Genomic DNA, 5,930 nt, shown 5'->3' with positions numbered 1-5,930 from the left:
AGCTCGCGGATCAGCGACGGGACGACCGCCTCGTCGAGCACAGACACCGAGACGGTCACGCGGTCCGCGCCGTACCCGAACGCCCACGTGAGCGCCGACCGCAACGTGTCGAACGCGCCGTCGGCCAGCAGGTCCCGCTCGGTGATGACGATCGCCACGTGCGCCGGGGGGTCGCCGTCGTGTAGCCGGTGGCGAACGGCGAGGTACGTGTCGTACAAACCCACGCCCGTCGCTCCACCGTCGAGATACATAAGTGACCGGTGGTCGTGTTCGCCCTCACGACGAGGGGTTTAATCCGCCATCGGTCGTATCGGGGGTGATGACCGACAGCTACCGTGGGGTGTTCGGCGCGATCCCCTACGCGATCCGGAACACCGACTCGTGGGCGATGCGGGTGTACGGCGTCGTCGGAGCGGTCGCGGCGGCGTTCATAACGCTCGTCGTCACCCTCGGGCTCGTGGTCTGGATGGGCGAAACCGCGGAGGTACAAAGCGGGACGTTCCTCTTTTCGCGCTCGTTGTACGTGATCGCCGGGTTCGCCGCCGTCGCGCCGCTTCTCGCCCCCTTGCTGTTCGTCGCGCGACGACATCGCCGTGACGATCGCGTCGCCGCCGGCTACGACCGGTGGCTCGCGGCCGCCGGGTTCGTTTTCCTCGTCTCGCTGTACCTCGGGATGGTGATCTCCGCACCTGCGGACCTGCGTGACCCGACGGACTCCGTCGTCGTTTCCGCGCTGTACGCGCTTCCACCGCGCGCTGGCTTCGCCCCCCCGATCGCCGGGGCCGGACTCGTGTTCCTGACGCACTTCCGGCTTCGGGACGCTGGGGACGCCGGAGAGGACGGGGAGGCTCCCGGAGCGTCGGACGACGAACGAGCCGGTGACCACCCCGGCAACAACGGAGAAGCCAACGAGAGCGACTGACCCGACAGCGACGATGTCGGGCCCTTGTTCCGCCTCGAAACCGGGAAATGACTCGACACCGTAGCGTCCATCGATGACCAACGAGAAGGAGAGCACGTTCCTCGTGACTCACGTCGAGTCCGACTCGGCCGTTCTCAAGGACGTTCATGACGGACAGGTACACACGCTGGGGTCGAACCCCGGACTCGCCGTCGACGACGCGGTCGAGGCGACGGTCGCGCCCGACCCGCCGCTGGAGGTGACGTATCAGGTGATCGAGGTCGACGAACGGCGCTCGCTGTCGATCGACCGGAGTGACGAGCCGCCGACCGTTCAGGAGCGCGAGCTCGCCGCGGACCTGCAACCCGGGGAGCTGGCGCGAGAGCCTCGGGCCGGGGTCGGCGAGATACACGTGCTGTGTCCGCCGGAGGGCGGGACGGAGGACGCGGTCGATGACGTGTTGGAGGACCGTGAGGGGACGTTGTCACGGGCGGCTCGGCTCGGCGTGAACCGGGTCGAGATCCGGTCGGAGCCCCGCGTACTCAGCGTCCGGTACCTTCCGTGACGAGGCGTGAGTCAGTGACGGATCGTCTGTCGGAGGCGTGTTTCATGCGTTCGGCCCCGCCGCGCTCTGGACACACCACCCGCCGTCGACCTCGCCGTCGTGGGTCTCGTACGCCACCTCCGTCCCTGCCGCTACGACCGCCGTCTCGGCTGGTTCGCCGTCGACGGTTATCGCTACGACCCGAAACGGGACGTCGGGGCTGTCGCCGCAGCACCCGACGTCGACGAACTCCTCGCGGACGTCCCCGACAGAGACGGTTCCGAGCACGCGACGGAAGTACCCCCGGTAGCGGTCGGTGTCTATTTGATCGCGGCCCCATCCGCTGAGCCCGTCCGGGTACGAGAGCACGACGCTGTCGGCCATCGGTTCACTCATACGGGCCCTTACGCGGCTGCCGGCAAAACCGATTTCGGCGCGACAGGCCGTCGGTCCTCCGAGATCGCATAACTCCCGGGAGGGGTCCGAGTGCATCGATTTCTTTCAGTCCCGGATATACAAAGGCTTATTCGGACCGAATAACGAACCCGTGTCATGGGAGCGATCGAGGTACCGGAGGTCGACTACACCGACTACTCCAACCGGCAGCTCGTGTTGGTTCCGTTGGCGGTGCTCGCCCTGGCGCTTCTGATCATCGGCGGGTGGTACTTCGTCACCGGCGCGCCGGCGAATCTCGGGCTGGAGTTCACCGGCGGCGTGGAGCTACGGATCGCCGACGACGGCGAGGGAGATCTCGGCGAACGGATCGACGCGGCGTTCGAACAGGAACCGGATTCCGTCCGGTCGATCCCGGCCGATGACGTGGTCGTGGTGACGTTCCAGGCGTCGGAGGACGACCCGGAGGGATTCGCGGGTGAGTTGGAGGATCAAGCGAACGACGCCGGACTGACGCTCGACGCCATCGACCAGGTGTCGGCGAGCTTCGCCGCCGACACCGCTCAGACCGCGATCTTCGGTGTCGGACTCGCGTTCCTCGGGATGAGCGTGCTCGTGTTCGCGCTGTTCCGGACGTTCATCCCGTCCGTCGCGGTCGTCGCCTCCGCGTTCTCGGACATCGTGATCCCCATCGCCGCGATGAACCTGCTGGGGATCGAGATGACGCTCGGGACGGTGGCGGCCCTCCTCATGATCATCGGATACAGCGTCGACTCGGACATCCTGTTGAACAACTCCGTGTTGCGTCGGACGGGCGACTTCTACGAGTCCGTCAGTCGGGCGATGCGGACCGGGGTGACGATGACCGTCACCTCGATGGCCGCCATGATCGTCATGGCGATCGTCGCGACGCTGTTCGGGATCGACCTCCTGCGTGACATCGGGATCATCCTCGCGATCGGGCTCGCGGCGGACATGATGAACACGTATCTGATGAACGTGACGTTACTTCGCTGGTACAAGTTCCAGGGGGTGAAACGCTGATGCTTCAACCGATCAAGGACAACTGGCGAATACTGCTGCTCGTGGTCGTCGTGATCGGCGCGTCCGTCGCGCTGTTCGTGCCGGCGTTCGGTCCGGACACCGCACCGGGCGAGGACGGCGCGGACGCCCGACAGGGGATCACGAACCTCCAGTACGGGCTGGATCTCGCCGGTGGAACCCGGATCCGCGCGCCGTTGATCGGCTACACCGCGACGAACGTCGAGTTCGCCGGCGAGAACACGGTCCAAGTCGCGAGCGATGTCGCCGCGGAGTTGGAGGGGGTATCCACACGCGACGTGACGGCCGAGCGACAGACCGAGGACGGCGGCGAGGTCGAGGTGACCGACAGCGACGTCTCCGAGGAACAGTTCCGCGCCGCGATGGACGCCTCCGGCTACGCGTACGGCGGGATCCGCAGCGGCGTCACGGAACAGACCCGCAACGCCGCCGAGGAGGTCATCCAGAACAAGGTCAACGAGTTCGGGCTTCAGGGGGGGAGCGTCCAACAGGTCCAGTCGATCACTGGCGAGTACTTCATCCTCATCGAGGTGCCCGGCGAGGACCGCCAGTACGTGATCGATCTGTTAGAGGAGCGCGGGACCGTCCAGATCGACATCGGCTATCCCGACGAGGAGGCGGAGGACGGCCTCGCGATAGAAGAGGAAGTGCTGATCCAGGACGACTTCATCAACATCGGGACCGCGAGTCGAAGCGAGGAGAGTGACGGCGCGTACGTCTCCGTCTCCGTGATCAACGAGGCCGCCGAGGGCGAGCGGTCGCCCGCGCACCGCTTCCAGGACGCCGTCGTCGACCGCGGGGTAGCGACCAACGCCGGTGGCGCGACGTGTACGTACATGCAGGAGCCGGTCGGCGAGTCGGTCGACTCCTGTCTGCTGCTCGTCGTCGACGGCGAGGTCGTCAACGCGTTCGGCATGCGGGATGACCTCGCGGAGAGCATGGTCTCCGGATCGTGGGCCGACACCGGCAACTTCCGGCTGACGACCACGTCCTACGCCGACGCCCAAGAGATCTCGATCAACCTACGCGCCGGTGCGCTCCCCGCCGAGCTCGACATCGCCGGGCAGGGGACCTCCTCGACCATCTCGGCCGCACAGGGTGAGAACTTCCGGCTCTACTCGATGATCACCGGCGTGTTCGCCATCTTCGCTGTGGCGGGAATGGTGTTCCTGCGGTACCGCGAGCCGAAGGTCGCCCTCCCGATGATCCTCACCGCGCTGGCGGAGGTGTACGCGCTGCTCGGCTTCGCGGCGCTCATCGGCTATCCGCTGGAGCTCGCGGTGATCGCCGGGTTCATCGCCGTGGTCGGGACCGGGGTCGACGACCTCGTGATCATCGCCGACGAGGTGATGAGCGAGGGCGACGTCAACTCCCGGAAGGTGTTCGACTCACGGTTCAGACGGGCGTTCTGGGTGATCGGCGCGGCCGCCGCGACGACGATCATCGCGATGTCACCGTTGATGGTGCTTTCCCTGGGTGATCTCTCCGGGTTCGCCATCTTCACCGTCCTCGGCGTGCTGGTCGGCGTGTTCATCACTCGCCCGGCGTACGGCGATATCCTCCGGCGGCTGCTGACGGTCCGGTAGCTCCGCCGGGTTCCAGGCGGCGATCGCCGACCCGCGTCTTTAACTCCCGACGGACGCGACCCGACGGTATGCTCGTCGTCGTCTCCGACACACACAGCACCGACGATCACCGGCTTCGTGGACGGACTCGCGAGGCGGTCCACGAGGCGGAGACGGTCGTCCATGCGGGGGATTTCTATCGGGAACCCGTCCTCAACGCGTTCGAGTCGGCCACGAACCGGCTCCGTGCGGTGTTCGGCAACAACGACGGGGCTGCGATCCGCGAGCGACTCCCCGAGATCCGCACCGTCGAGTACGCGGGCGTTCGGTTCGCGGTGACACACCGTCACCGCAGCGGCGACACCGGCCTCGTCATGCTCGGTCGAGGGCGGGATGCGGACGCCGTGATCTGCGGTCACAGCCACCGGCCACGCTTCGACGACTCGACCGGCCTGCCGATACTGAACCCCGGAAGCCACGCACAGCCGCGCGGAAACCGGCCCGCACACGCCGAACTCGATCCGAACGACGGGGGACTCGACGGGCGGTTAGTCTCCCCCGACGGCGACGTCTTCGAGACGTTCCGTATCGAGCCGTAGCGAGTGCACCCCCGATGCTCGAACCGGAGCGACGCGTGTCCGTCCTCGTCGGTTCGAGACGAGAACGCGAGGGCGACCCCCGATCCGGCCGAGTGAAGGGGTGAGGAAGGAGTGGAGGTCGGATGCGAAGCGACCGAAAGCGGGGGGTCGACGGGATGTCGATCCGCGAACGCGATCCGGTGAGACCGCCCGAACGGGTGTGGGTCCCGGCGTGCGGCGTCGGTGGCGGGCCGAAGCGGGGGTCGCAACGACCACTCGTGCCGGAGACGTATTATAGGTGTTCGAGGCACAAACGTCCGTTTTAGTCACGCACGAGTATGGCGGTCGGATCGGGATACTCCCGCGCGTGAACGCTGTCGAAACGCCTAACTCGATGCCGACGGATCTCGGAGTATGACCTCGGTCGATCTGCTCCCGATCCTCGTTTTAACGGTTCTACTCGGCCTGTTCTTCTTCGGATTCCTCCTCGTGCGCCGGACTCTGATGGGGCTCCGCGAGGGGTACGAGGACGGCCAGGAGTAACGATGGTCGTCGTTACGACCCTGACGTTCCTCGTTGCCGGCGTTGCCAGCCTGTTCATGGCGTGGTCGATCGGCGCGGGATCGTCCGGTTCGACCCCGTTCGCGCCGGCGGTCGGTGCCAACGCCATCTCGGTGATGCGAGCCGGGCTCGTCGTCGGCGTGCTCGGGTTCCTCGGTGCGGTGTTACAGGGCGCGAACGTCACGGAAGCGGTCGGGACGGAGCTGATCGGAGGTGTCACGCTCACGGCCGGGGCGGCGATCGTCGCGCTGCTCACAGCGGCGGTGCTCGTTGCCATCGGCGTGTTCGCGGGGTATCCGATCGCGACGGCGTTCACCGTCGCCGGC

The 5,930-nt window shown here is 66.7% G+C and carries 8 protein-coding genes and 1 pseudogene; 7 read left to right on the top strand and 2 right to left on the bottom strand.

Annotated elements, in window-relative coordinates; all coding sequences use genetic code 11:
* Positions 1–224 (bottom strand): annotated as a pseudogene (locus ACFQEU_RS10260) (undecaprenyl diphosphate synthase family protein); the annotation flags it as partial.
* 95 nt (positions 225–319) lie between these two features.
* On the opposite strand from ACFQEU_RS10260, the gene ACFQEU_RS10255 reads away from it, so the two are divergent.
* Together ACFQEU_RS10255 and ACFQEU_RS10250 are read left to right on the top strand one after the other, a co-directional pair.
* Positions 320–922 carry a hypothetical protein gene (locus ACFQEU_RS10255; protein WP_379781805.1) on the top strand — a complete coding sequence of 201 codons (603 nt, stop codon included), beginning with the start codon at positions 320–322 and terminating at the stop codon, positions 920–922.
* Positions 923–995: 73 nt separating this feature from the next.
* Entirely contained in the window at positions 996–1,466 is a 471-nt protein-coding gene (locus ACFQEU_RS10250) for a DUF5812 family protein (protein WP_379781803.1), read from the top strand.
* Between the two features lie 42 nt (positions 1,467–1,508).
* Here the strand turns inward: ACFQEU_RS10250 and ACFQEU_RS10245 are convergent, their stop codons facing one another.
* On the bottom strand, positions 1,509–1,841 hold the full coding sequence (locus ACFQEU_RS10245; protein ID WP_379781801.1) for a hypothetical protein: 333 nt from the start codon (positions 1,839–1,841) through the stop codon (positions 1,509–1,511).
* Between the two features lie 156 nt (positions 1,842–1,997).
* Between ACFQEU_RS10245 and secF the strand changes: the two genes are divergently transcribed.
* The 5 genes from secF to ACFQEU_RS10220 form a co-directional block, all read left to right on the top strand.
* Complete coding sequence (gene secF / locus ACFQEU_RS10240; protein ID WP_379781799.1) at positions 1,998–2,882, top strand: protein translocase subunit SecF; 885 nt, start codon at positions 1,998–2,000, stop codon at positions 2,880–2,882.
* Positions 2,882–4,486: a preprotein translocase subunit SecD gene (locus ACFQEU_RS10235; RefSeq protein WP_379781797.1), complete on the top strand. Its 1,605-nt coding sequence runs from the start codon at positions 2,882–2,884 to the stop codon at positions 4,484–4,486. Before secF ends, ACFQEU_RS10235 begins: the two co-directional genes overlap by 1 nt.
* A 68-nt stretch (positions 4,487–4,554) precedes the next feature.
* On the top strand, positions 4,555–5,064 hold the full coding sequence (locus tag ACFQEU_RS10230; protein WP_379781795.1) for a metallophosphoesterase: 510 nt from the start codon (positions 4,555–4,557) through the stop codon (positions 5,062–5,064).
* Positions 5,065–5,457: 393 nt separating this feature from the next.
* Positions 5,458–5,586 carry a DUF7859 family protein gene (locus ACFQEU_RS10225; protein WP_379781793.1) on the top strand — a complete coding sequence of 43 codons (129 nt, stop codon included), beginning with the start codon at positions 5,458–5,460 and terminating at the stop codon, positions 5,584–5,586.
* Between the two features lie 2 nt (positions 5,587–5,588).
* Positions 5,589–5,930: inorganic phosphate transporter (locus tag ACFQEU_RS10220; protein ID WP_379781791.1), on the top strand; the 342-nt coding region annotated here is incomplete at its 3' end.

The sequence above is a fragment of the Halorubrum tibetense genome, assembly GCF_042661865.1.
Taxonomy (GTDB): Archaea; Halobacteriota; Halobacteria; order Halobacteriales; family Haloferacaceae; genus Halorubrum; species Halorubrum tibetense.
The sequence above is the reverse complement of the archived record's forward strand: the minus strand, read 5'-3'. Positions and strand labels throughout refer to the sequence as shown.

Bases quoted from the DNA above. Each gene is read 5' to 3' on its own strand.
- ACFQEU_RS10245 (WP_379781801.1), bottom strand. From the start codon at position 1,841: ATGAGTGAACCGATGGCCGACAGCGTCGTGCTCTCGTACCCGGACGGG.
- ACFQEU_RS10255 (WP_379781805.1), top strand. From the start codon at position 320: ATGACCGACAGCTACCGTGGGGTGTTCGGCGCGATCCCCTACGCGATC.
- ACFQEU_RS10225 (WP_379781793.1), top strand. From the start codon at position 5,458: ATGACCTCGGTCGATCTGCTCCCGATCCTCGTTTTAACGGTTCTACTC.
- secF (WP_379781799.1), top strand. From the start codon at position 1,998: ATGGGAGCGATCGAGGTACCGGAGGTCGACTACACCGACTACTCCAAC.
- ACFQEU_RS10250 (WP_379781803.1), top strand. From the start codon at position 996: ATGACCAACGAGAAGGAGAGCACGTTCCTCGTGACTCACGTCGAGTCC.
- ACFQEU_RS10230 (WP_379781795.1), top strand. From the start codon at position 4,555: ATGCTCGTCGTCGTCTCCGACACACACAGCACCGACGATCACCGGCTT.
- ACFQEU_RS10235 (WP_379781797.1), top strand. From the start codon at position 2,882: ATGCTTCAACCGATCAAGGACAACTGGCGAATACTGCTGCTCGTGGTC.